General features: G+C 71.7%; 20 protein-coding genes and 1 pseudogene. 11 read left to right on the plus strand and 10 right to left on the minus strand.

The window, feature by feature from the left end; genetic code table 11:
* Positions 1-63: 63 nt before the first annotated feature.
* Positions 64-2,238 (minus strand): SdrD B-like domain-containing protein, encoded by a 2,175-nt coding sequence (locus KS423_RS15490; RefSeq protein ID WP_224279570.1) that lies wholly within the window; start codon positions 2,236-2,238, stop codon positions 64-66.
* Between the two features lie 301 nt (positions 2,239-2,539).
* Entirely contained in the window at positions 2,540-3,274 is a 735-nt protein-coding gene (locus KS423_RS15495; protein ID WP_308020197.1) for an FAD-binding oxidoreductase, read from the minus strand.
* A gap of 401 nt (positions 3,275-3,675) precedes the next feature.
* Here KS423_RS15495 and KS423_RS15500 point away from each other — a divergent pair, with 401 nt between their 5' ends.
* Positions 3,676-4,026: a hypothetical protein gene (locus KS423_RS15500; RefSeq protein WP_224279573.1), complete on the plus strand. Its 351-nt coding sequence runs from the start codon at positions 3,676-3,678 to the stop codon at positions 4,024-4,026.
* A 235-nt stretch (positions 4,027-4,261) separates the two neighbouring features.
* Here KS423_RS15500 and KS423_RS15505 read toward each other — a convergent pair whose 3' ends face one another.
* Positions 4,262-4,825, minus strand: coding sequence for a GNAT family N-acetyltransferase (locus tag KS423_RS15505; RefSeq protein ID WP_224279575.1), 564 nt, complete (start codon positions 4,823-4,825; stop codon positions 4,262-4,264).
* A gap of 148 nt (positions 4,826-4,973) precedes the next feature.
* Here KS423_RS15505 and KS423_RS15510 point away from each other — a divergent pair, with 148 nt between their 5' ends.
* Both KS423_RS15510 and KS423_RS15515 read left to right on the plus strand, forming a co-directional pair.
* Positions 4,974-5,753 carry a helix-turn-helix transcriptional regulator gene (locus KS423_RS15510; RefSeq protein WP_224279577.1) on the plus strand — a complete coding sequence of 260 codons (780 nt, stop codon included), beginning with the start codon at positions 4,974-4,976 and terminating at the stop codon, positions 5,751-5,753.
* A gap of 133 nt (positions 5,754-5,886) precedes the next feature.
* The gene (locus KS423_RS15515) at positions 5,887-7,392 is read left to right on the plus strand and encodes an FAD-dependent monooxygenase (protein WP_224279604.1); all 1,506 of its coding nucleotides are present in this window, start codon (positions 5,887-5,889) and stop codon (positions 7,390-7,392) included.
* A gap of 145 nt (positions 7,393-7,537) precedes the next feature.
* Here KS423_RS15515 and KS423_RS15520 read toward each other — a convergent pair whose 3' ends face one another.
* From KS423_RS15520 to KS423_RS15535, 4 genes are all read right to left on the minus strand, one after another.
* Positions 7,538-8,095, minus strand: coding sequence for a hypothetical protein (locus tag KS423_RS15520; RefSeq protein ID WP_224279579.1), 558 nt, complete (start codon positions 8,093-8,095; stop codon positions 7,538-7,540).
* A gap of 245 nt (positions 8,096-8,340) precedes the next feature.
* Positions 8,341-9,549 carry an aromatic acid exporter family protein gene (locus KS423_RS15525; RefSeq protein ID WP_224279581.1) on the minus strand — a complete coding sequence of 403 codons (1,209 nt, stop codon included), beginning with the start codon at positions 9,547-9,549 and terminating at the stop codon, positions 8,341-8,343.
* A gap of 26 nt (positions 9,550-9,575) precedes the next feature.
* Complete coding sequence (locus KS423_RS15530; protein ID WP_224279583.1) at positions 9,576-10,040, minus strand: SsgA family sporulation/cell division regulator; 465 nt, start codon at positions 10,038-10,040, stop codon at positions 9,576-9,578.
* Positions 10,041-10,251: 211 nt separating this feature from the next.
* A complete protein-coding gene (locus KS423_RS15535) occupies positions 10,252-10,635 on the minus strand; it encodes a hypothetical protein (protein ID WP_224279585.1) in 384 nt (127 codons plus the stop codon).
* Between the two features lie 433 nt (positions 10,636-11,068).
* Between KS423_RS15535 and KS423_RS15540 the strand changes: the two genes are divergently transcribed.
* The 7 genes from KS423_RS15540 (at position 11,069) to KS423_RS48025 (ending at position 17,127) form a co-directional block, all read left to right on the plus strand.
* Positions 11,069-11,647: an NUDIX hydrolase gene (locus KS423_RS15540; protein ID WP_224279587.1), complete on the plus strand. Its 579-nt coding sequence runs from the start codon at positions 11,069-11,071 to the stop codon at positions 11,645-11,647.
* A 362-nt stretch (positions 11,648-12,009) separates the two neighbouring features.
* Positions 12,010-12,879 carry a hypothetical protein gene (locus KS423_RS15545; RefSeq protein ID WP_224279588.1) on the plus strand — a complete coding sequence of 290 codons (870 nt, stop codon included), beginning with the start codon at positions 12,010-12,012 and terminating at the stop codon, positions 12,877-12,879.
* 526 nt (positions 12,880-13,405) lie between these two features.
* Entirely contained in the window at positions 13,406-14,026 is a 621-nt protein-coding gene (locus KS423_RS15550; RefSeq protein WP_374119959.1) for a SigE family RNA polymerase sigma factor, read from the plus strand.
* Entirely contained in the window at positions 14,023-14,727 is a 705-nt protein-coding gene (locus KS423_RS15555) for a hypothetical protein (protein WP_224279590.1), read from the plus strand. The genes KS423_RS15550 and KS423_RS15555 overlap by 4 nt, the downstream gene beginning before the upstream one ends.
* Positions 14,728-15,082: 355 nt before the next feature.
* Positions 15,083-15,700 carry an RNA 2',3'-cyclic phosphodiesterase gene (gene thpR, locus KS423_RS15560; RefSeq protein ID WP_224279592.1) on the plus strand — a complete coding sequence of 206 codons (618 nt, stop codon included), beginning with the start codon at positions 15,083-15,085 and terminating at the stop codon, positions 15,698-15,700.
* 473 nt (positions 15,701-16,173) lie between these two features.
* A complete protein-coding gene (locus tag KS423_RS15565; RefSeq protein WP_224279593.1) occupies positions 16,174-16,332 on the plus strand; it encodes a hypothetical protein in 159 nt (52 codons plus the stop codon).
* Between the two features lie 69 nt (positions 16,333-16,401).
* On the plus strand, positions 16,402-17,127 hold the full coding sequence (locus tag KS423_RS48025; RefSeq protein ID WP_224279596.1) for an NADP-dependent oxidoreductase: 726 nt from the start codon (positions 16,402-16,404) through the stop codon (positions 17,125-17,127).
* 42 nt (positions 17,128-17,169) lie between these two features.
* Here the strand turns inward: KS423_RS48025 and KS423_RS15575 are convergent, their stop codons facing one another.
* Positions 17,170-17,334, minus strand: a complete 165-nt coding sequence (locus tag KS423_RS15575; protein ID WP_224279598.1) for a hypothetical protein — start codon at positions 17,332-17,334, stop codon at positions 17,170-17,172.
* Positions 17,335-17,752: 418 nt separating this feature from the next.
* On the opposite strand from KS423_RS15575, the gene KS423_RS15580 reads away from it, so the two are divergent.
* Positions 17,753-18,880 carry a winged helix DNA-binding domain-containing protein gene (locus KS423_RS15580; RefSeq protein ID WP_224279600.1) on the plus strand — a complete coding sequence of 376 codons (1,128 nt, stop codon included), beginning with the start codon at positions 17,753-17,755 and terminating at the stop codon, positions 18,878-18,880.
* Positions 18,881-19,117: 237 nt separating this feature from the next.
* Here the strand turns inward: KS423_RS15580 and KS423_RS15585 are convergent.
* Both KS423_RS15585 and KS423_RS15590 read right to left on the minus strand, forming a co-directional pair.
* Positions 19,118-19,335 (minus strand): annotated as a pseudogene (locus tag KS423_RS15585) (integrase core domain-containing protein); the annotation flags it as partial.
* A 52-nt stretch (positions 19,336-19,387) separates the two neighbouring features.
* Positions 19,388-19,896, minus strand: a 509-nt coding sequence (locus KS423_RS15590) for an IS30 family transposase (RefSeq protein WP_224279602.1), incomplete at its 5' end; no start/stop codon positions are given.

Genomic DNA, 19,896 nt, shown 5'->3' on the forward strand with positions numbered 1-19,896 from the left:
GCAGGCCGCCGCCGGGCGTCGCGCCCGCCGGCGGCCTGCCGTCCCGGTCGTGCTCGACCTGCGTCAGTGCCCACACCCGCAGTGCCGGAAACCGAAGTCGAGGGTGTGGTCGTTCTCGCCCGGCCCGCCGGTGGTCAGCACCCGCTCGGGATACCTTCCCCCCGGCGGGACGATGCCCTTGGAGTCGATGAACGGGTTGTCGCCGACGTCGTGCCTGGTGGGCACCCACCGGTACAGCGGGCCGCCCTCGGCGTAGTCGGCGGCGTTGTCCAGCCGGATCGTGTACCTGGTGCGCGGCTTGAGGCCGCCGTCCACGTTCGAGTCGTCGAAGTAGTACTCGCCGCGCGCCGTCGTCCTCTCCGTTCCGACGAGCTTGCCCGACCCGTCGTAGAGGTGGACGGTGACGCCCTCCGCGGGGCGCTGGCCGGGCTTCTGGATGCCCGTGCGCTCGGGGTCGTACCAGACGCGGTTGCCGATCTGCAGCGGCGCCTGGTCGCAGAGCACCTCCAGATCGCCCATCGAGGCGCCCTTGCCGAACGGCGCGGGCACGTCCGCCGGGTTGAGCCGCAGTCCGGGCTTCGGGTCCGGCCTGCCGTCCGCCCGCTGGAGGAACGACGTCCCGTAGCCGAAGGCCGTGTTGTTGGGGTCGTACCCGGAGGTCCCGACGGTGGTCTCGACCTTGGACAGCGCCATCCCGGCGTAGTCCGCGTTGTGGTGGACGCCGAACCGACTGGTGTCGAAGAAGCGGGTGCCCCGGGGGGAGAGCCCGCAGCCGTTGTTGGTGTCCATCACGAAGGTGCCGTTCGCGAGGCAGGCCTTGTTCAGGTCACCGCCCGACAGGACCTCACCGACCGCGGCGCCCGCCGCCGTCTGGCCCGTCGCCCGGTCGGCGAGGCGGTCGCGGAAGGACAGCAGCATCGTGCCGTCCGTCTCGAAGCCGACCTCGCCCAGCTCCGGCTCCGGCTGGGCGCGGAAGCCGGAGCAGGTCTGGCCGTTCTGCGTGGTCGGGTAGGTGTTCGTCCACGGGAACCAGCCCGCGCCGTCGCACGGGCCCGAGCCGACGGTCGACTGGCGCGGGTAGTCCAGCGGCTGGTCCAGCACGGCCCGGCGGAACGCGCCGGTGGCCAGGTCGAAGGGCAGCACGATCGCCCGCAGGTCCGACACCTTGCCCGTCGACTCGCCCGAACAGACACCGCCGAGGTAGCCGGTCCCGTCCTGGAGGCCCAGACCGAAGGGGCGCCAGTCTCCCGCCGAGGGGCAGCCCGGGTCCGGGATGGGGTAGACGGCCTTCGGCGCCGACGCGGTCGGCACGGAGGCGTCGTAGCGGTACAGCCGACGGTCGTTGAGGTTGACGACGAACAGGTCCCTGCCGTCGTCCGTCACCTTGAGCCCGCCGAGGCTCTCCTTGCCCGGCACCGCCAGGAACGCGTCGTCCGGCCCCGGCCCGTGTGCCGTGCTTCCGGCGTCCGGGACGGTGGTGAACAGCGTGGTCCTCTTCTGCGCCAGGTCGGTCACGTAGATCCCGCCGGAGCCACCCGGGCCGTAGGCAGTGGTGCGCTTGGCCGCCGCCGAGGAGAACACCCGCCTGTCGGCCTTGTTCCACGCGATGCCGTACAGCGTGCCGGTCTCCGCGTCGGTGGCGATGTTCGTGACGTTCACGTCCACGCCGTCCTGGCCGCGCGCACCGTACGGGAACGACACCAGGGTGCGCTGCGCACCGCCTCCCCACGTGGTGTTCTGGCAGGTCGTCACCAGGGGTGCGTTCTTCTGGCAGTAGTCGCCGGGGCTCCACAAACCCGTGGTGTACGAGATGTTCCTGCCGCCGGAGAGGTCGACGAACTCCTCGTTGGAGCTCAGCTGGTTCGGCGCGCCGTCCAGCCCGTGCCGCGAGGCGAAGGCGGGGAACAGCACGCCCGGCTTCGGATTCACCACCTGCACCCGGTACTTGCCACTGTGTTCCCGACTTTGCGGCGGTGTCAGCGTCACCGTCCCGTCGGCCGCCGTGGTGCCCTCGACGTGGACCCGGTCCCCGCCGGTGAGCGTCACCTTCACGCCCGCCAGCCCCGGTTCCAGCGCGGGCGTCCACGCACCCGAGGCGTCCACGGCCCGGATCACCCGGACCGTCACCGTTCCGTCCCCGCTCTGCGGGAACGCCGCCGGCGCCGTCAGCAACCCGCTGCCGGCCAGCGCGACGGCGAGCACCGCGGCCCGCGCGACGCACGTCCTTCGTGTTCTCATCCCCACCTGGGCCCCACTCTCGTGATCGGCGGGCAGACGCCCGATCCGGACAGAGCCCCAGGAGAGCGGCAACCAGTCGTTCACGCCCCCGCTTCGGGGCACATTCACTGGTGTGTGTGACGGAAAACGGTCTGGAAATCGCATCAAGTTCGGATACGGCCTCACAAGTTCGCATGCGATCGTAGTGGCGCGACGCCCCTGACACCCCTTCGGGACCGGGCCACCCGATCGGCTCCGGCCGGCCGCAGGTCCGCGACCGCCCGCGCACGGCACTCGCCCCGGTGCCGATCAGGACCACCCGCTAGTCCAGGTCGGCCTGCCACAGGTCGGGGCCGAAGACCTCGTACTGGATGTCGCGCGGGGCGACCCCGCGGTCGACCAGGCCGCTGCGCACGGCCTGCATGAACGGCAGTGGCCCGCACAAGTAGTACAGGGCGTCCTCGGGCAGGTCGACCGCGGTGGGGTCCATCAGCCCGTGGAAGACCCCGTCCACCGGCTCATGGCTCTGCGCGCCCTGCTCGAACCACAGGTACATCCGCGCGTTCCTCAGGGCCAGGATGTCGCCCACCACCTGGCGGCGCAGCGGGAAGGACGCGTCGTCGACATCGGCGTGCAGCAGGGTGACCGGCAGCCCGGACTCGGCCGCGACCAGGTGCGAGAGCATGCCCGCCATCGGGGCGATCCCGATGCCCGCGCTGGCGAACACCACCGGGCGCCCCGCGTCGTCCAGCACCACGTCGCCGTAGGGCAGCGACAGCGTCAGAGTGTCGCCGACCTTCACCGAGTCGTGCAGCAGCGTCGACATCTCGCCATCGGGGCCGGCGCCCTCGTCGCGCACCCGCTTGACCGAGAACTGGCGGTGCTCCCCGTCGTCGGCCCGGGTCAGGCTGTACTGGCGCGGCTGGAGCTTCCCGTCGGGCATCCGCATCCGCACGGTGACGTACTGGCCGGGCAGCGAGGTCTTCACCAGACGGTCGTCGATCCGCTTGACCACGAAGGTCACCACGTCGTCGGTCTCCTTGGCCTTCCGGACCACCTGCCAGTCCCGCCAGACCGTCTCCGGCCGGACCCCGCGGGCGCTGTACAGGCCGCGCTCCTGGGCCGTTCGGGGGACGGGCAGGCCGGCCCGGCCGGACCGACCTCGAAGCGGCCGTCCTCCCGCGAGTCCGCCGCCTCGGATTCCAGGCCGCCCGCCCGCTGGGCATCGTCGACGTCCACCCCGAACCCCACCGGCTGACCCTGCGCCTGACCCCCAGCCCCACGTCGTACGCACCCGGGCCTTCGGACGACGCCGAGCCTCACAACGCAGGGCCCGGGTCGAATCGCCGCCGAAGCGGGAAACCGGTCACGCACCTTCCGCGGGCCGATTCCACACCGGTGCGGGGAAATCGGCCCGTTCCTCACCTGCCGCGGCTCCTCGTGGTGCATGATCGCAACGTGAGTACGTGGTGGGACACACGCCGCAACGCCCGGCTGGCAGAACTGGCGTCCACGCTGGAGTTCTTCGGCGCCGAACCGGTCGACGACCCAGGCGTCGGCGAACTCGCCCTCGCCGCCGAGGCCCTCGCCGAGGAGTACCGCACCAGCGACCGCGGCCAGACCGTCCACCGCACCGGCGACCTGCTGCAACAGGCCGCTACCGCACTGCACACCGCCGACCGTCTGCGCGGCACCCTGATCCCCGTCGTCAACCATCACCTGCGCTGCGCCGCTGTGGCCCTGTCACACGCCCGCACCTGCCTGCACGGCCAGGCCTTGCCGGGCGCCGAGACCGTCCCGCCCGCCTGATCCCGGTTCCGTCACGAAGGCGCCGGGCCGGGCCGCAGAGCACCGGCAGCATGGCCGGCGGTGGAGGCTGCCGGCCGTCCTGGCCGGTGGCCGGCCTGTTCCGGCCGGTCGGAAGCCCTCCACAGGTGGGTCCGGGTGTACGACCAGCTTGCCGCCGAGTACGCCGGCCACACCTGCAACTGCGAGCACTGCTTCCATGGCGGCGGCGCCTGCGCCGAAGACCAGTGCCCCTGGCTCAGAGTTCCTTGGTCATGAAGATGCGGCTGGTGCCGGAGGGAATGCAGGGCACTTCTCCCAGGTGGTGCCAGCCGTGCCGCTGATAGAACTTCGGGGCTTGGAAGCTGATGGTGTACAGGACGGCGGCCTTGCACCCACGTGCCCTCCCTTCCTCCTCGGCCCGGCGCAGGATCCGGCTGCCCAGTCCTTGGCCGCGCAGCTCGGGTGGCAGGTAGAAGAGGTCGATGAACAGGAGCCCGAGGGATGTACGGCCGGACAGGCCCCCGAGGATCTGGTGGCCGCCGGGCTCGCGGACCAGGACGGCGAGGGGGCGCCGGTCGTCGATTCCCGTGATGCCGACGTTGAAGCGGTCCAGCGCGTCCGAGATGGCCGCCGTCTCGGTGCGGTGCGGGGTGTCGGTGAAGACGATTTCCACCGGTTCCGCTGCTCGGCCGGGCGGGCTCGCCGGCCCCGGTGCCGCACCGGCCACGGCGTCGGCGGCGTCCGCGAGCGGAGCCGGCGGGCCCGCGGCGTGGGCGTCGGGGTCGGTACACAGCCGCAGGTCCTTCTTGATGGGTCGCACTGTGGGACGGCCTCCTTCGGATTCGGATGGTCTGCGCCGGGGGGCCGAGACGCTCTCGGCCGACCGGTCGGGACTGGTCGACGGGCGGGGAGCCTAGGCGGCCGCGGGTTCGGCGCGGGCCGAACCGTCCGTCGGGATACTGGGGGGCATGACGGCTGACAGTGCGGGCAAGGACGTCGGCGTCGACCTCGCCGCGGTGGCACGCCTGCTCGCGGACGGTTCCCGGGCGGACATGTGCCTGGCCCTGCTGGACGGCCGGGCCTGGACGGCCAGGGAGTTGGCCCGGTATGCGGATGTGGCGCCCTCGACGGCCACCGAGCACCTGAACATGCTGGTGGGCGGAGGCCTCCTGGCCGAGGAGCGGCACGGCCGCCACCGGTACCTGCGACTGGCCGACCCCAAGGTGATGGCCCTGATCGAGAGCCTGGCCGAAGTCGCCCCGCGTCGCCCTCCCCGGCCCGCTTCACTGGGCGCGAGCGGCCGGACCAGGGCACTGGCCCGTGCACGGCTGTGCTACGACCATCTCGCGGGAATCCTCGGCCTGGCCGTCACCGACGCGATGGTCGACAACGGCCTGATCACCTGGGAGCCGGAGCCGCGGCTCACCCCGGCGGGAGCGGCCTGGGCGGCCGAGAATGGCATCGAGCCCCCCACCGCTTCGCGGCGCCCCCTGGTGCGTTCCTGCCTGGACTGGACCGAACGCCGCCCCCATCTGGGCGGTGCCGTGGGAGCCGCGATCTGCTCGCGTGCCCTGGAAGCGGGCTGGGTCGTCAAGGTCGGCACGGGCCGAGCCCTCGCACTGACGGAACCCGGCCGCCAGGTGTTCCACGAACGCTTCCGGGTCCCGACGGACAGACTTCCCACGGGCCGGACCACGACCGAGCCGGCCGTCCGGTCCGGCCGCCGGTCGGCCACGGAGAGCCGATGACCGGGCGGGTCCTGTCCCTGAAACCGGCGGTGTCGCCCCGAGCCCCCGCCCGCCGTTCGGGGCTGCGGCCGGCCGGGCACGGCGCCTGCGTCCCGCCGTGCAGCACCCTCACACAGGACTGAGACTCGGAAGCATGAACACAGCGGACCTGTCACCGAGTGCCTCCTCGGACCGACACGGGGCACCGGACGCGGACGTTCTGGTGGTCGGGGCCGGCCCGACCGGCCTGCTGCTCGCGGGTGACCTCGCCAGGTCCGGAGTCGATGTCACACTGCTGGAGCGACGCGATCACGAGTCCAACCTGAGCCGCGCCTTCAGCCTCCATGCGCGAACCCTGGAGCAGCTCGACGCCCGTGGCCTGGCCGACGAACTGCTCCGTATCGGCACACCGACCCGGGCGCTGCATCCGTTCGGCCGCCTCAGCATCGACTTCTCCGGCCTCCGCACGCGCTTCCCCTTCATCCTCACCATTGCGCAGTGGCAGGTCGAGCAGGCCCTGCTGCGCCGGACCGGGGAAGCGGGAGCCACCATGCTTCGTGGGGCTCGGGTCACCGGGCTGCGGCAGGACCCGGACGGCGTCGACGTGGATGTGCGCTATCCGGACGGCGCCACGGGAACGCTGCGGGCCCGTTACGTCGTCGGTGCGGACGGGGCGCGCAGCACCGTCAGGGAGAGCCTGGGTATGCCGTTTCCCGGCAAGTCGGCGATCAGATCCGTGATGTTGGCCGATGTGCTGCTCGACCGCGCCCCCGACGAGATTTTCAACTTCGCCTCGAACGAGGACGGTTTCACGTTCTTCGCGCCGTTCGGGGACGGCTGGTACCGGATCATCGGCTGGGACCGGCACCGACAGGTGCCCGACGATGCGCCGCTCACCTTGGAGGACGTCCGGGACATCACGAAGCGCACGATCGGCAATGACCTCGGGATGCACGACCCGCGGTGGCTCTCCCGGTTCCACAGCGACGAGCGGCAGGTACCCCGCTACCGGCAGGGAAGGGTGTTCCTCGCGGGTGACGCCGCACACGTCCACTCGCCGGCCGGCGGCATGGGCATGAACACCGGGCTTCAGGACGCCGCCAACCTCGGGTGGAAACTGGCAGCCGTCGTGCACGGCTGGGCTGGTGACGCACTGCTGGACAGCTACCACGCGGAGCGTCACCCGGTGGGGCGGACGGTCCTGCGGGTCAGCCACGCACTCCTCACGGCCGTTACCACCGGGTCGCCTCTGATCCGCACGCTGCGGGCCGCGCTGGCCACCGTCGTGCACCAGTTGACCGTGGTGGAGGCCCGCGCGTCTCGCGGCATCTCCGGCATCGGGATCACCTACCCCGCGCCCCGGGGCTCTCATCCGCTCGCTGGGCGCCGGGTTCCCGACCTCCGCCTGGCGGGGGAGCCGGCTCGGCTCTACGAGGCGCTGCGGGAGGGCAGGTTCGTGCTGGTGGGCCGCGATGTCGCCGCGGTTGCCGCGCCGTGGGCGGGGCGGGTGGTGACGGCCTCCCCAGCGACCAGCCTGCGCCCGACCCTACTGGTTCGGCCCGACGGCTATGCCGCGTGGGCGGCCGAGGACCCCGACCCGGACGAGGTGCGCACGGCCCTGACGCAATGGCTGGGCGCGGTGGACCGCCGGGCAGCGTGAACGGGCCGTCGGTCTGCGAAGCGGATCCCGCTGGTTCCGACGGCGCCCTGACGCAGCCGGCCGTTGGGCAGGGCGGTGGCGAGGTGCTTCACACCCGGGCGCGGGCGTCGGTGTGGTGGGCGTGCGGGTGGGGTGCCGCCGGCGGTCATGCCTGGGTCCCGGTGGTCTGCGGTGCGGTGTAGAGGATGGTGCGGGGCTGCACGGTCAGGTGCCGCGGTGCGGTGGGCAGGTCGCGCTGGACGGTGATCCGGTAGCGGATGGCCGTGTCGCCGTCGTGGGTGAGGATGCGGCCGGTGAGCGGGATCCGGGTGTAGAGGGTGCCGGTCTGCGAGTCCAGGTCCATGGGCTCCCAGCGCCGGGTCGCGTCGTCGAACCACTCCAGGCGGATGTCGTCGCTCTGGAGGTAGGGGCCGTGTTCGGGGGAGAGGACGAGGATCTGCTGGGCCTGGGCGAGGCGGGTGTCGTCGGCGTAGCGGACGGTGAACTCGTACGGGCGGTGGTCGGTGCCGATCTGGTGGGCGGGCAGGGAGTCGATCCGCAGGCCGGTGTCGACGGTGGTGGCCGATGATGACGACGACGAGTGCGAGGCCGTCGCGGGGGCGGTGGCGGCCATGGCCTGGCCGGAGACGCCGAGGGCGGCGGCGCCGGCCAGGAGGAGGGAGATCGTCGCGGTGGCGGTCCGTCGCATGGTCGTGCGGTTCATGGGTTCTTCCTTCGGGGTCATCGGATGCCTGGCTGCTTGCGGCGCAGGCCGGAGGAGGGGGAGCCCTCCATCCTTGTTTGTTTAATCTTCAACCAACGCGATCCACCGTACGGTCCGCGGATTCGAGCGTCAAGCGATGGAGTGAAGTCATCGCGATGAGCCGGGACGGGCCCGAACGAATCCGCGCCGGTCTGTCCGTGCCGGTGGGGCGGATGGCCTGTGAACCGGCTTGGGGGCCGGATGCTTCACGACGGGCGGGGCCCGGGCGTGGTCGGGGTGGGTCGGTTCGCGCGTTCCAGGTCGGCGAGCAGGCGTTCGATGTCGGTGATCAGTGATCCGTAGACGTGCCAGGCGCCCGGTTCGGCCAGCGTGCCGTGCCTGATCTCGTCGGTCATCGTCCTGTGCCAGGTCGTGGCGTCGTCGATCGCGTGGCGCAGCGGCCCGCAGAGGCTGTCGAGATCGGGGCCGGCGGCATGCCCGGGGGCGGCGAACGACTCCATCGCCTGCTCCGCCGTTTCCAGGGTCGCCGCGTACCGGTCGAGGAAGAGCCGGTTCAGGCCGTGACCGGCGGGCTGGTCGTCGACGCTGTCGGCCAGTGTCCGTGCGATGCCCCGGACCTGGAAGGAGACCCGGTGCAGGGCGCGCAGCGCCTCGCTGTGGTCCGTCGGCTTCTGTTGTCCGTGGACGATGCACCGCGTGTTCCAGCGCAGGCTCTCCTGGCTCTGGCGCACGTCCTCCTGGGCCTGGAGTGCCAGGTCGTCGAGGTGCCTGCTGCGCTCCAGCCACTGGTGGGCGCGGTCGGTGTGCTGCCGCTCGCGCAGCCCGCGGCCCATGTCGCCGAGCAGTTCTCCCATGGCCGAGGCGAGTTCGCGTACCGAGGTGTCGGAGGCGCCGAGGTGCACGGGCGGGAGGATGAGGGCGTTGACCACGATGCCGACGGCCGCGCCGGTGAGGGTGGCCAGGGTCAGGGTGACGACGTGGCCCACGGGGACGGCCGTCGCCGCCGCCAGGGTGAGTACCGCCGTCGAGGCGATCTGCAGGCGGCTGTCGGAGCCCCGGCGGCCTCCGGCGACCAGTGCGATGGCCGGGATCGCGGCGACGCTTCCCGCGGCCGGGCCGAGCAGCCATACGACGGCCACGGCCAGTGACAGCCCTCCGGCGCGGGCGGTCACGCTGCGCAGGGCCTGCGTCACCGATCGGTAGATGGTCGGGGCGTTGACCATGGCCAGGGCGGTGGCCACGGCGAGGTACTGCTGTTGCCCGGGGAGCCACCACGAGGCGGCCTGCCAGGCCAGGAGGGCCGCGACGAGTCCCTTGACGCTGCGGGTGAGGACGGTGGCCGACCATCCCGGGAGCGACAACCTGGGCACGCGCGGCAGCTGCAGGGCACGGCTCGGTGCTCCCCGCCACCGGACGATGGCGGCCGGACGCGGCGCGAAGGCCAGGGCTCTCATCTCTGTGCTCCTGCTCCGTCTACTGCTCACTTGCTGCGGCGGTGTGCCCCGCCGGGGTCGGCCGGGCCGCTGAACGGAAGCGGCCGGGGCCGGGGCCGGGGTCTCGGGCGGGTGCCCGGCAGCAGGCACGACAGTTCGGCGTCCAGGTCGTACCGGTCGGCTTCCTGCCCGGCGGGTACCAGTCGGTGGGTGCGCTCCAGCCACTCGGCCACCACGTGGAGCGGGGCCCGGAGCCAGGCGGTCCCCTCCGGCGAGGAGAAGGCGAGGTTCAGTACCTCCTCATGGCCGACCGCTCCCGGCCAGACCTGTACGTCCCCTTGCCCGCTCGGTCTGTGCAGGCCCTGTGCCGGCAGGTCGCGGGCGAAGACCCAGGGGATGCGGCCGTGCGCGTCGGTGTGGAAGACGATGCGCACGGCGAGCGGGTCGTAGGAGCGGTAGGACAGGAGGGTCGGCAGTGTGACCGGTTCTCCCGAGGGAAGCAGGAGTTCCATGTCGAGCATTTGATCTGCACAGCCGTTCACGGCATGACTCCCTGTGTGGGTAGTGCCCCCCTGGGTGGCGGGTGCGAGCGCCCCGGCCGTGGGCGTCGCCGTCCGGCCGGACACCGGTGTCCGGCCGGACAGCGACGCGAGAGGGCGGCTGGGGCCGCGCGGTGTGCCGGCACCGAATCAGGCGCGCGTTCCCGCCCCGAGCCGTCGCAGGTCAGCGGAAGATGTGCGGGTCGAACCCGTACACGTTGATGACCTGGATGATCTGCCAGCCGCCGTCCCACTGGTAGAACCGGTGGCCGTCGTAGCGGTACCGGTGGCCGTGGTCGTTGCTGTACCAGTAGCTGCCCTGGCGCTCCCAGGAACGGTGGCCGTCCCAGCGGCTCGTGTGCCCGCTGCCGTAGCCGCCGTAGCGGTCGAAGCGGTCGCCCTCGTGGTCGCGGACCTGGAAGGCCGCCGGGGAGACGGAGACGGTGTCGCGGTGGACGGCCTGAACGGGTGCGGCCGAGGCGGTGCCGCCAGCGAGCAGCAGCCCACCGAGCGTCGCGGCGAGCGCGGCGGCCGCGGTGGCGGCCCGGCGTCCGACGGACTTGTTCATGATCTTTCCTCCTTGATCGGCCCGGAGCCATGGGTCGATGGCTCCGGGCGGCGCCCCGCTGTGGTGGGGCAAGAACGACGCTACGGGAGAAATGTTGAAACTTGTACATACCGGGCTGTGGGGTATGTCATGCCCATCGGGACGGCAGGGCGAGGAATAACGGGCGGGGCAACCGCGCTGCCCGCGGCCTCCCGCGTCTTCATCGGGCAGCAGGCCCTGCCACGCACCCTCCCCGAGGTCCTCGCCACCAAGCCGGACAAGAACGCCGAGCCGGACCGCCCGGAGTGCCCGGCCTGCCATGCCGACCGCCCCGCCCTGCCCTTTGCCCGCGACCTGAAGAAGGCCGCCAAACACGGCCCAAGCAGGACCGGGACACCGGAAAAGTCACTGAACTCTGGCCCAGCGCCCGCGCCTGACGGTTAATCTTCCGCGCATGCACACTACTGGCGCTCCGGAAGATTTCGACCGAGAGATCCGGGCAACCAGCAGCGACGTCGTATACAAGAACCGCTGGATGACCGTCCGCGAGGACAAGACGATTCGCCAGGACGGTTCGACCGGGATTTTCGGCGTGGTGGAGAAGCCCGATTTCGCGCTGATCGTTCCTTATGCCGACGGTGGATTCCACCTCGTCCAGCAGTACCGGTACCCGGTGGAGGGACGCTACTGGGAGTTCCCACAAGGCTCGTGGGAGGAGCGCCCCGACGCAGATCCGCTGGACCTCGCCCGGGGTGAACTCGCGGAGGAGACGGGGCTCACTGCCGCAGCGATGACGCGGCTCGGGTATCTGTACGAGGCCTACGGATACTGCAACCAAGGCGTCCACATCATTCTCGCCACCGGCTTGACCAGCGGAGAGGCCGACCCGGAAGAGACGGAGGCCGGCATGATCAGCCGCTGGTTCAGCGAGGACGAAGTGTGGCGATTGATCGAGGGCGGACAGCTCCGCGACGCCCCGTCGGTTGCCGCACTCGGCCTGTTCCAGCGCTGCCGCGGCGAACTCGACGTCTGACCGGTCGGAGCCGGGCCGTGGTAGTTCGGCCTGTGAGTGGGTGGGGTGATGTCAGCGGGATGGGTGGCAGCGGGCCGGCCGAGGACGAGGGATCGTCGAGCCGGTCTTCTGCCGGTTGAGGTCATGGATCTGGGCTGTCATGAGGTGAACAAGTCGCTGTCACGGACTGCGATTTGCGCCCGTCGCGCGCGGTAGGCGGCTGACGTGGGGTCGCTCATTCGGCCGTGCAGGTGAGTTGTGAGATCGCTTGTCGCCACGTTCCCAGAGCGCCTGCCGGCTCCGACAGCGAGTGTCACCGGCGACCGGTACCTTGCGTCAATCCGTGCGACACGACATGAATCCGACCCGAAGGAATGCCCATCATGACGCCCGAAACGGCCCCGACGACCGACCTCGACGGGTGGGACGCCGCGCTGGCCGGTGCCTTCGCGATACTGCTCGGCGGAGAACCGGCCGTCGACCCCGCCGCCGGATACGGGGTGTACCACGCCTCGGACTCCCTCGACGAGTTCCTGTTCCCGAACCCCTGGGCCACCCCCGACGCGCTGTCGGGCCGGGAACCGAGGCACCTTCCGGATCCGGACGGCGCGTACCCCTTCTCCCCTTGGACACGGCGGTTCGACCTGGGCGGATCGCTGTTCCGCTTCGACGCCGACCTCCTGACGGGAAAGGGACCGTGGGGCGACGGCGGGCACAAGGGCCCCCGGCCGTTCGACGACACCTTCGTCGCCGACCTGCGGGCCGTCTCCACGGTCGACGAGTCCGGTGAGGCGCTGGTGCGCGGCACGGAGTTGGGACCGCTCCTGGGCCGCCACGGAGTCGACCTCACCACCGAGGAGTCCACGAAGCTGAACGGCTGGCTGACCGTGCTGCTGCGCGTCGCCACAGACGGCACTCTCACCGACGCGATGCGGGCCGCCACGTTCACCGAGCGCGGCCCCGAACACCTGGTGTCGATCCACGACCTGTCGGGCGCCGGCTCCACCGACGAGCCCTGGGAGGACAGGCTGGGCGCGGTCGCGCATCCCGCACTCCGCGACCATCTCCGCATGCTCTGCCGCACCGAGGAGGCCGCGCGCAGCGAGGGCGGCTTCTACTACGGCACCGACCACTGGCCGTGGAGCGACGTCCTCGAAGCGGTCGGCTGCTCCCTTGTCGCGGGCTGGGGGTTCGGCGAGTCCCAGGCCGGCACCGCCGTCGTGCGGTTGCCGGACGCCCCAGGCGCCCGCTGAGCACGCCGCTTCGCCGTCGGCGCCCCTCCAGGCCGACTTCCCTCGCGTTCCTGCCGGCTTGCGCCGCGCAGGGGACGGCACCGTTTTGCTGCCGTCGTGTCGTGCTCAGCGCCAGAGGGTGCGGGTGTGCCGTCGGGGTCCACCCCGTGGGGCCGGCGACCCGGTCCTGAGGCGTAGAGACCGATGCCTGCGTCGGCGGCCTCCCTTCCCGTTCCCAAACCCCTCGCCCCCGCACCACCGCCCGACTCGACGCCCACCCGCGCCGTCATGCTCTGCCACGGCCACCTTTGGCCCGGTTCCACCACACGGGCGCGGGCTGCCTGCTGCGCCGCGGTCTGCTCGTCGCCGACGTCCGGGCGGTGACATTCGATCAGCAGAGGACCCCTCAACCAGCGACAGCGTTTCCGAAGCCGAGCGGGAGCCCGTTCCCGCGAACTGAGCGATGCAACCTTTGCGGCGGCGCGGTGGTGAGTAGGGCAGAGCGATGGTCCGGTCGGGTCGTCGCGTGGACGCAAAGAGGAATCGGATGACCGCGAGCGTATGGCACATCCCGGTGGAGGACCGGCCTCGGCCCGTCACGGCACCGGCTTCCGCGGGCGGCCCGGGCCTGCGGGAGCTTGACTTCGAGGGGTTCGCCGCCACGCGCTGGCGGCGGCTGGTACGCACTGCCTACCTGCTCACAGGCGACTACCACGAGGCCGAGGACGTGGTGCAGGCGACTTTCGCGAAAGTCTTCAGGAACTGGTCCCGGATCAGCCGCCTGGAAGAGCCGGACGCCTACATCCACCGGGCCCTGGTGAACAACAACCTGAGCCGTCACCGACGGCGCCGGGTCAGGCAGCTGCTCATGCCCGTCCTTCCCGATCGGGCGCACACCGCGGGCGGTGGCCACCGCGACGTCGAGGAGCGCTCGGCGCTGCTCCAGGCGCTGGCGGAGCTGCCACAACGCCAGCGGGCCGTGGTCGTCCTGCGCTACTGGGAGGACATGAGCGAGTGCCAGGTCGCCGAAGTGCTCGGCTGCTCGCTGGGCAATGTGAAGAGCCAGGCCAGCCGAGGCCTGGCGAAACTGCGCGGCCACCCGGCGCTGGCCTCGTACTCGGCGGGCACCGGTTCAACGATCGACGGCACGAACGGAGGCAACAGGTGATGGACACCGAGGACATGGTGCGCGGCGCTCTGCGGGACGAGGCGGCCCGGGTCGCGGTGGCGGACTGGTCCGCCGGGCCCGTGTGGGTTCAGGTGCGCCGGCAGCGCCGGGGGCGCCGGATGGCGATGGGCGCGTCGGCGGCGGTGGCCGCGCTCGCCGTGCTGGCCGGCACGGGTGCGGCACTGTCCGCGCAACACGGGGGCCAAGCCGTCGGGCCGGCCTCGCAGGCTCCGCTGGTACCCGTGGGGCCGGCTCCCGAGGCCGTGGTGGTGCAGCCCGGCCAGCAGCTGCCATTGGGCCGCCAGGACTGGTGGATGCAGCTGAAGGACCAGGAGATCTGCATCCACGACGCTCCCGCCTACCAAAGCGGTTCAGGGTGCAGCGGGTATTCCTGGGCGGGGGACACTACCGAGATCACCATGCAGTACTACGGGGCCCCCCCGCAGCACCAGGAGGGTCTGTACAACCTCGTCTACCACGGGCCCGGGCAGGTGGCCCGGATGACCATCGAGCTGGACGGCCAGGCATACTGGGCCACCGTCGCCTCGCTTCCCGGCAACCCGGGTTACGCCAGCGGTTATGTCTGGGGGCCCAGCCTCAAGACCTCCACTGATTCGAAGGCATACCCGCCCGAAGGCATCAAGCTCGCCGCGTACGACGCCCAGGGGAGGGTACTGGCGAGCAAAACGCTGTCGTCCTGAACCAGACCGGCATCGCGCTCCCGGCGCCGGTCGCAGACGAGCACCGCGGCTGCGTACTCGGCCAGGCGCCGGAGCCCGGCCCGGACACCCACTCCGCCGCAGTCGCCGCGATCCCCACGACGGCCGCGAACGCCTCACGCCGGGACGTCTGCCCGCCTGCGTGGTTCGGCCTCGGTCTGCCGATGCCGGCCGGCTCCCGCTCGGTATCGCCCGGCGGGGCGCAGCGGCGGGGGCCGCCAGCGCTGCGCCCGGCGTTGTCGTCCAGCCGAGTCCCACGGCCTGCCCGGGCAGGCCGTGGGACCTGCCCGGCACCAGCGAGCACGGGCGGCCCGCCCTCGGCTAACCTCCCCCCCTCGTGGACGATCACCCCGAACCCTCGACCCTGCGCGTCTTCGTGGCCCTGGCTCCGCCCGACGACGCCAAGGACGAACTGGCCCGGGCCCTGCAGCCCACCTACGCCAGGTACCCGCGGCTGCGGTGGAACCGGGTCGAGGACTGGCACATCACCCTGGCCTTCCTCGGCGAACAGCCGTCCACGGCGGTGCCGCTGCTGCGGTCGGCACTCGCCGCCCCGGCCGCGTCGCACCCCGCCCTGCACCTGGGCCTGCGGGGCGGCGGCCACTTCGACCAGCGCCTGCTGTGGAGCGGGATCGACGGGGATCTGGAGGGACTGCACCAGCTCGCCGCCGACGTCCGGGACCTGATCAGGGCCTGCGGAATCGAGTTCAGGGACCGGCCGCTGAGCCCCCATCTGACGCTGGCACGGTCCCGCCGTGACGATCCCGTCAGCGTGCCGCAGGCCGCGGCCGGGCTCACCGGGTTCGTGGGTCGGCCGTGGCGCACCGAACGTCTCCACCTTGTCGGCAGCAACATCGGCCGTGGCCCCGGGCCGATCCGCTATCGCGACATCGAGGCGTGGCGGTTCGGCGCCGCCGTCCAGGCCAGGGGCGGCGGCGCTCTCACCGAGCCGTAGCCCGCGGGCGAACACCTGCGAGGGGCGGGGAGTCGGCGCCGTGCCGGAGGCCGTCACCGGCTCTGGGCCGACCGTCGTCTGTCCCCGCCGGACGAGGCGGACCGGGCGGCCGAACCGGACTCGTTCGAGGTGATCTCGAAGCCCTCGCCCGCGAACTCCTCCCGCAGTGCCCGGAGCGGGACGGGAAGGACCTCGGGCCGCTGATTCCGCCCAGGCCGACCAAGCGCCGGCTGCTCGCCGCATTGGTGACCGTGCCGGGCGATCCGTGGCGGGAGGCCCGGCGGCAGCACACCCGCGACCACCCTGATCACAAGGCGCAGGGCTGCGCGAGCCGGCTTCTCACGTGGGGCGGGTCGGTGGTTCGCTGAAGATCCCTTGAATGGGAATGCCGGGCCGCGACACTGCCTGTGATGCCGGTCGCGAGTGCGTGGCCTTCGGCACGGCCCCGCCCGTGATCCGGAAGCGAGGGCCTCATGAGCATGATGCGCGCGGTACGCGCTCACCGGCGCGAAGGCCCCGAAGAGCTGGTCTACGAGAGTGCGCCCCGCCCCGAGCCAGCGCCAGGTGAGGTCGCCGTCGCGGTCCGGGCCGCCTCCGTCACCGCGGGAGACCTTGCCTGGGACGCCACCTGAACCGACGGCTTCGACGGCTCCGGGCGGGACCGGACGCCCGCCATCCCCGCGCACGAGGCGTCCGGCGTCGTGGTCGAGCACGGGGCCGGTGCCACGGCTCCGGCCTTGGGCGCCGAGGTGTACGGATTGATTCCGTTCCTGCGGGACGGGGCCGCCGCCGAGTACGTCGGCGTGCCGGCCGGGATCCTCGCCGCCAAGCCGGCCCGACCGGACCACCGCAGCGCGGCGGCCGTCCCGCCGGCGGCGCTCACGGTATGGCAGGCCCTGGTCGACCACGCCCACCCGGAGCCCAGCCGGCACGCCCTCGTCCACGGCGGCGCCGGAGGCGTCGGCTCGTTCGCCGTCCAGATCGCCACCGCACTGGGCACAAGGGCCACCGCCACCGCCTCGGCCCGCGACGCCCAATTCGTCGCCGGCCCTCGGCGCCCAGGACGTCATCGACTACGCAGGCGGCCGGTTCGAGGACCAGGTGGCCGCATGGACGTCGTCCTCGACACGGTGGGCGGCGACACCCAGACCCGGTCGTGGGCCGTGCTGCGCCCCGGCGGCGTCCTGGTCGGCATCGTCGCGCCGCCCGACCCCAGCACGGCCCGGGACCCCGCCGCACGTGGCGTGTTCTTCGTCGTCGAGCCGGACCGTGACGGACTCGACGCCGTCAGCGAGTTGATCGCGAGCGGACGGTTGCTCCCGCAGGTCGACCGGGTCGTTCCGCTCGCGCAGACGCGCGCCGCGTACGAGGCGCTGGAGAAGGAACACCGGCGCGGCAAGGTCGTCATCCAGGTCGCGGACGGATAGCCGACCGCAGCCCAGCCGATGACCTCCGGCTGGGCCGCGCTGTCAGGCCCACGCCGCCGGTAGCCGGGGCAACTGCCCGGTGGCGGAGCTGCGCACCGTCCAGACACGGTTCCCGGCGTTGCCGGGGCAGTATGCCGACGGCCCGCCGAGCATGGACCACCGGTTCATCCCGGACAGGACCACCCAGCGGGCGATCCGCCTGCTCACGGCCCTCCTGGCCGTGCGTCCCAGGGCCGTACGCCGCCAGGGGGCTGCTGCACTCTGGCTCGCCCCGCCGTCCGGGCTCGCTCCGGCTCGCCCCGGCCTGGTCGGCTGGTGGCCGTCAGGCCGCCCTGGAGAACGTCCAGGAGGCCGTCCTGGCGTCGTCCTGGTGTCTGTCCGGTGCTGTCGCGTTGTGCTGTCGTGGGGGCGTGTGACGTGGGCGGATACCCTCGATCCTGTGTGTGGTGGGGCGCGACAGCACCCGCAACAGCCGCAGCCTGGTGCCGGTCGTCCCGGGCTCGCGACTGTCCGATGACAACGAACCTTGAGCACGTGCCATCGAACCTTGACGGACACGGATCGATGTCACCGAACTTGGAACACGAGGCGCCGGCGGGTGCGAGACAGGGCAGAATGCTGGGCTGTGATGATCACCGCGCGTGAACTCAACCGGGCGACCCTCAGCCGTCAGCTGCTGCTGGAACGCGAGCCGCTGACCGTCCCCGACGGGATGCGGCGCGTGGTCGCGCTCCAGGCGCAGCACCCGGCCTCGCCGTACGTTGCCCTGTGGAACCGGCTCACCGGTTTCGCCCCGGCCGAGCTCGACGCAGCCTTCGCCGGGCGATCGGTGGTCAAGGCGACCCTGATGCGGATCACCCTGCACGCCGTGCATGCCGAGGACTATCCGGTCTTCCGCGCGGCAGTGCAGCCCTTGCTGTACGCCTCCCGACTCGGCTCCCGCTTCGCCGCCGCCGGGCTGACCCCCGCGGACGCCGACGAGTTGGTGCCGGAGTTGCTGGCCTTCGCCTGTCGACCGCGGACCTCGGCCGAGATGCAGGCGTGGGCCGAGAAGCGTCTCGGCGCCGAGAAGAAGGACGGGGCATGGTGGGGGCTGAAGGCTTATGCGCCGCTGCACCATGCCCCGACGGATGCGCCGTGGTCGTTCGGCCCCCGGCCGTCCTTCGTCGCGGCCGGAACCGGGCCCGTGCCAGAGGACGGGGAGCACCAGGCCCTGCGGGCCCTGATCCTGCGCTACCTGGCGGGGTTCGGACCTGCGTCGGTCGCGGACGTGGCGCAATTCGCCCTGGTGCAACGGACGCACGTCCGCACGGCGCTCCGTGCTCTGGACGGCGCCGTCGAACAGTTCCAGGGGCCGGACGGCGACACGCTGTTCGACCTCCCGGGCGCCTCCCGACCGTCCGCCGAAACCCCCGCTCCTCCCCGGCTCATGGCCATGTGGGACAGCATTCTGCTGGCCTACGCCGACCGCAGCCGGGTGATACCCCCGGCCTACCGCCCTCTGGTGATCCGACGCAACGGCGACGTCCTGCCCACCCTGCTGGTGGACGGCCATGTCGCCGGCGTGTGGCGCCCTGCGGGCGGCGGCATCGAGGCCACGGCCTTTCAGCCTCTGGCACCCGCCGTCTGGGACGGACTCGCCGAGGAGGCCCGGTCCCTGACTGCCCTCCTCAGCGACCGCGAGGCAGCCGTCTACAGCCGTTACCACCACTGGTGGGCAAAACTCCCCGAGGCCGAGGTACGGATGCTGTGACCAGCGATCTGCTCGCTCGGACTTCGATGACACACGCTCAAGGTGCGCCGTCACAGGACAGCATCCGTCGGGGCCGGCCTTCGGCTGGCGACGGTGGGGCTCGGCGGCAGGTGGGGAAGTGGCGGGGTGCAATGCGGGGCTGTGTTGCGGGTCTGAGTAGGTGTTATGTGGCCGGGAGGGGCCGGTTGGGTGTGTTGTGAGCTTGCTCCGCTTTGACGGACACCGTTGGTGTGGTGGTCAGGCCGCCAGGACGGTCTCGTATTCGGCGGGACTGCGGTAGCCAAGGCTGCTGTGCAGCCTGCGTATGTTGTACCAGGCTTCGATCCACTCGAAGATCGCGGTCCGTGCCGCGGCCCGGCTGGGCCAGGGCGGTCGCCCGGCAGCTCCCGTTTGAGGGTGGCGAAGAAGGACTCGGCGAGTGCGTTGTCCCAGCACTGGCCGGCCCGGCCGACCGACATCCGAACTCGCCTGCCAGATCGGCGAATTCACGGCTGGTGCTGCCCGGGTTCAACCGGTCGTTGCAACACCGCCTTGTTGGATCAAGAGTAGTTGTTCGTTGAGTACTTCGGAGGGCGTCTTCCATTGCAGGGTCTTGCGGGGACGGCCGTTGAGTGCGGTGGCGACGGCGTCGAGGTCGCTCTTGCTATGCCTGCTCAGGCCGGTTCCCCTCGGGAAGTACTGCCGCAGCAGGCCATTCGTGTTCTCGTTGGTGCCGCGCTGCCAGGGTGAGTGTGGGTCGGCGAAGTAGATCTGCAGGCCGGTGTCGATGCGCAGTTGGACGTGCTGGGCCGTCTCCGAGCCCTGGTCCCAGGTCAGTGACCTGCGTAGTTGCTCGGGGAGGTCCGTGATTGTGGCGGCGATGGCATCGCGGACGGCCTCGGCGCCGTGGCCGGCCAGGGCTGGGCCGTTCTTGGAGCGTGGACCGCCGTGGCCTTCCATCGGTGGAAGGTGCAGCAGCATCGTGAAGCGGGTGGTGCGCTCGACCAGCGTGCCGATCGCGGACCTGTTCAGGCCGA

The sequence above is a fragment of the Streptomyces sp. LS1784 genome, assembly GCF_020103755.1.
In the GTDB taxonomy this organism is placed as follows: domain Bacteria; phylum Actinomycetota; class Actinomycetes; order Streptomycetales; family Streptomycetaceae; genus Kitasatospora.

Excerpts from the sequence above, each read along its gene's own strand:
- KS423_RS15515 (WP_224279604.1), top strand. The coding sequence starts at position 5,887 with ATGAACACAGCGGACCTGTCACCGAGTGCCTCCTCGGACCGACACGGG.
- KS423_RS15530 (WP_224279583.1), bottom strand. The coding sequence starts at position 10,040 with ATGGAACTCCTGCTTCCCTCGGGAGAACCGGTCACACTGCCGACCCTC.
- KS423_RS15550 (WP_374119959.1), top strand. The coding sequence starts at position 13,406 with ATGACCGCGAGCGTATGGCACATCCCGGTGGAGGACCGGCCTCGGCCC.
- KS423_RS15535 (WP_224279585.1), bottom strand. The coding sequence starts at position 10,635 with ATGAACAAGTCCGTCGGACGCCGGGCCGCCACCGCGGCCGCCGCGCTC.
- KS423_RS15490 (WP_224279570.1), bottom strand. The coding sequence starts at position 2,238 with ATGAGAACACGAAGGACGTGCGTCGCGCGGGCCGCGGTGCTCGCCGTC.
- KS423_RS15510 (WP_224279577.1), top strand. The coding sequence starts at position 4,974 with ATGACGGCTGACAGTGCGGGCAAGGACGTCGGCGTCGACCTCGCCGCG.
- KS423_RS15545 (WP_224279588.1), top strand. The coding sequence starts at position 12,010 with ATGACGCCCGAAACGGCCCCGACGACCGACCTCGACGGGTGGGACGCC.
- KS423_RS15525 (WP_224279581.1), bottom strand. The coding sequence starts at position 9,549 with ATGAGAGCCCTGGCCTTCGCGCCGCGTCCGGCCGCCATCGTCCGGTGG.
- KS423_RS15540 (WP_224279587.1), top strand. The coding sequence starts at position 11,069 with ATGCACACTACTGGCGCTCCGGAAGATTTCGACCGAGAGATCCGGGCA.
- KS423_RS15565 (WP_224279593.1), top strand. The coding sequence starts at position 16,174 with ATGAGCATGATGCGCGCGGTACGCGCTCACCGGCGCGAAGGCCCCGAA.
- KS423_RS15520 (WP_224279579.1), bottom strand. The coding sequence starts at position 8,095 with ATGAACCGCACGACCATGCGACGGACCGCCACCGCGACGATCTCCCTC.